The 3,141-nt window shown below is 60.5% G+C and carries 4 protein-coding genes; all 4 read right to left on the bottom strand.

Annotated elements, in window-relative coordinates:
• The coding region (locus tag ACIQ2E_RS14220; RefSeq protein WP_398331951.1) for a GTP-binding protein at positions 1-151 on the bottom strand (151 nt) is incomplete at its 3' end.
• 39 nt (positions 152-190) lie between these two features.
• The gene (fusA, locus tag ACIQ2E_RS14215; RefSeq protein ID WP_398331948.1) at positions 191-2,266 is read right to left on the bottom strand and encodes an elongation factor G; all 2,076 of its coding nucleotides are present in this window, start codon (positions 2,264-2,266) and stop codon (positions 191-193) included.
• Positions 2,267-2,350: 84 nt separating this feature from the next.
• On the bottom strand, positions 2,351-2,821 hold the full coding sequence (gene rpsG / locus ACIQ2E_RS14210; protein WP_010311876.1) for a 30S ribosomal protein S7: 471 nt from the start codon (positions 2,819-2,821) through the stop codon (positions 2,351-2,353).
• Positions 2,822-2,867: 46 nt separating this feature from the next.
• Positions 2,868-3,141, bottom strand: a 274-nt coding sequence (rpsL, locus tag ACIQ2E_RS14205; protein WP_398331944.1) for a 30S ribosomal protein S12, incomplete at its 5' end; no start/stop codon positions are given.

The following is a 3,141-nucleotide window of genomic DNA, read 5'->3' as shown; positions in this document are numbered from 1 at the left end:
CGATCTGGTCATAAGCCTGGGCTTTGGCCTGACCCTTCTTGGCCAGCACGTTGGTGATGGCGGCGGTGAGGGTGGTCTTGCCGTGGTCAACGTGGCCGATGGTGCCGATGTTGACGTGGGGCTTATTCCTTTCGAACTTCTCGCGAGCCATGATGAAAAAGAATCGGGGGGTGAATGGGTATGGGAAAGATCAGGAATTGCCCTGATTCTTGGAGATGATGGCTTCTGCCACATTGCGAGGAATTTCCTCGTAATGGCTGAATTCCATCGAGAAGATACCCCGACCCTGGGTCATGGATCGGAGCTGGGTGGCGTAGCCGAACATCTCGGCCAGAGGCACCTTGGCCTGGACCTTGGACTGACCATCATCGATGGACTGTCCTTCAACCTGGCCGCGACGGGAGGAGAGGTCGCCGATGACGGACCCGAGGAAATCCTCAGGTACCTCCACCTCAACCTTCATCATCGGTTCAAGCAGTACAGGGCTGCACTTCTTGACGCCGTCCTTGAAGGCCATGGAGCCGGCGATCTTAAACGCCATCTCCGACGAGTCCACATCATGGTAGGACCCGTCGATCATGGTGACCTTCACATCGATCATCGGGAACCCTGCAATCACACCGGACTGGCAGGTTTCCTTCATGCCGGCTTCTGCCGGACCGATGTATTCCTTGGGCACGACACCGCCAACAATCTTGTTGACGAATTCGAACCCGGAACCCGGTTCGCCGGGCTCCATTTCGATCACCACGTGGCCGTACTGGCCCTTACCACCGGTCTGTCGAGCGAACTTGCCTTCACCCTTGGCGCTCGCGCGAATGGTTTCGCGATAGGACACCTGAGGAGCACCGATGTTGGCTTCCACCTTGAATTCGCGCAGCATGCGGTCCACCAGGATTTCCAGGTGGAGTTCGCCCATGCCGGCGATCACGGTTTGGTTGGTTTCCGGATCGGTGCGAACGCGGAAGGTGGGGTCTTCGTCGGAGAGCGATTGCAGAGCTTTAGAGAGTTTTTCCATATCGCCCTTGGTCTTCGGCTCCACAGCCACCGAGATCACAGGCTCGGGGATGTACAGCGATTCCAGGATGATCGGATCGCTGTCTACGCACAGGGTGTCACCGGTGGTGGTGTCCTTTAGGCCGAGCACAGCACCGAGGTCGCCGGCGCGCAGCTCATCCACTTCTTCGCGGTCGTCGGCCTTGAGCACGATCAGGCGGGAGATGCGCTCTTTCTTGTCCTTGGTGGAGTTGAGCACATAGCTGCCCTTCTGCAGCACACCGGAGTAGATGCGCACGAAGGTGAGCTTGCCGAACGGATCGGCCATCACCTTGAAGGCCAGCGCGCTGAAGGGAGCGCTGTCTTCAGCGGGGCGAATCGCCTCGTCACCGTTGGGGAGCACACCCTGAATCGGGGGCACGTCCACCGGGGCGGGGAGGTAGTCGACCACGGCGTCGAGCAGCAGCTGAACACCTTTGTTCTTGAAGGCCGAACCGCAGAGCATCGGCACCAGGCCATGCTTCAACACGCCTTCGCGGATGCCTTTGCGCAGTTCGTCTTCGCTGAGTTCGCCTTCCTCGAGGAACTTTTCGATCAGGGCTTCGTCGGTTTCAGCGACGGCTTCCATCAGATAGGCGCGCCATTCTGCGGCCTCATCGGCCATGGAAGCGGGGATCTCGGTCTCTTCGATGTCCTTGCCGAGCTCATCCTTGTAGATGAAGGCGCGGTTCTTCACCAGATCAACGATGCCGCTGAGCTCGCCTTCTGCGCCGATTGGCAACTGGATGGGAGCGGCCTTGGCCTTGAGGCGATCCTTGATCTGCCCGTGCACCTTGAGGAAATCAGCGCCGGTGCGGTCCATCTTGTTGACGAACACCATGCGGGGAACGCTGTAGCGATCCGCCTGGCGCCACACGGTTTCCGACTGGGGCTGCACACCGCCCACAGCACAGAACACAGCGATCACACCGTCGAGCACTCGCATGGAACGCTCCACCTCAATGGTGAAGTCCACGTGGCCCGGGGTATCAATGATGTTGATCCTGTGATCGTTCCAACTGGTGGAGATCGCAGCTGCGGTAATGGTGATGCCGCGCTCGCGCTCCTGCGCCATCCAATCGGTCACGGCGGCGCCGTCGTGCACCTCACCGATCTTGTGCACCACACCTGAATAGAACAGGATCCGTTCGGTTGTGGTGGTTTTACCGGCATCAATGTGTGCCGCAATACCAATATTACGTACGCGTTCTAGGGGATAGGCGCGAGCCACGGGTTAGGTCTCCGGAGGGGGAATCGACAAAAAAGCGGGCGTCACTCTACAAGTCGGCCTCCGGCCGACCTGCACGGGCGGCGATCAGTAGCGATAGTGGGCGAAGGCCTTGTTGGCTTCCGCCATCTTGTGAGTTTCTTCGCGCTTGCGAACGGCGCTGCCGGCCTCGTTGGCGGCATCCATCAGTTCGCCGGCCAGCTTCTGGGCCATGCTGCGGCCGTTGCGGGCGCGGGAGAAGTTCACCAGCCAGCGCAGAGCCATGGCGGTGCCGCGCTCCTGACGCACTTCCATCGGCACTTGATAGGTAGCGCCACCCACGCGGCGGGCACGCACTTCCACCAGGGGAGTGGCGTTCTTGACGGCGGTCTCGAACACCTCCAGGGGGTCAGCGCCAGTTCGCTCGCCGATCAGCGTGAAGGCATCAGACAGGATCCGCTGAGCGGTGGATTTCTTTCCGTGCTTCATCAGACGGGCCACGATCATGGTGGCCAGACGGCTGTTGAACTGAGGATCCGGCAGGATCGGACGCTTCTCGGCGGCGTTGCGGCGTGACATAGACCTGGGGGAAGGGAATCAGGAAACGGCTACGGCTGGATAGGAATCAATCCTTGGGCGTCTTGGCGCCGTACTTGGAGCGCGACTGACGGCGATCCTTCACACCGGCGGTGTCAAGCGTGCCGCGGATGATGTGGTAGCGAACACCGGGCAGATCCTTCACACGACCGCCGCGGATCATCACCACGGAGTGCTCCTGAAGGTTGTGGCCGATGCCGGGGATGTAAGCCGTGACCTCGAAACCGGAGGTGAGACGCACACGGGCAACCTTGCGCAGCGCCGAGTTGGGCTTCTTCGGAGTGGAGGTGTACACGCGGGTG

It is taken from the genome of Vulcanococcus sp. (genome assembly GCF_044369115.1).
Taxonomy (GTDB): Bacteria; Cyanobacteriota; Cyanobacteriia; order PCC-6307; family Cyanobiaceae; genus Vulcanococcus.
Note: the sequence above shows the minus strand (reverse complement) of the source record. Positions and strands in the feature narration are given on the sequence as shown.

Coding starts and splice junctions, on each gene's coding strand:
- rpsG (WP_010311876.1), bottom strand. CDS start 2,821: ATGTCACGCCGCAACGCCGCCGAGAAGCGTCCGATCCTGCCGGATCCT.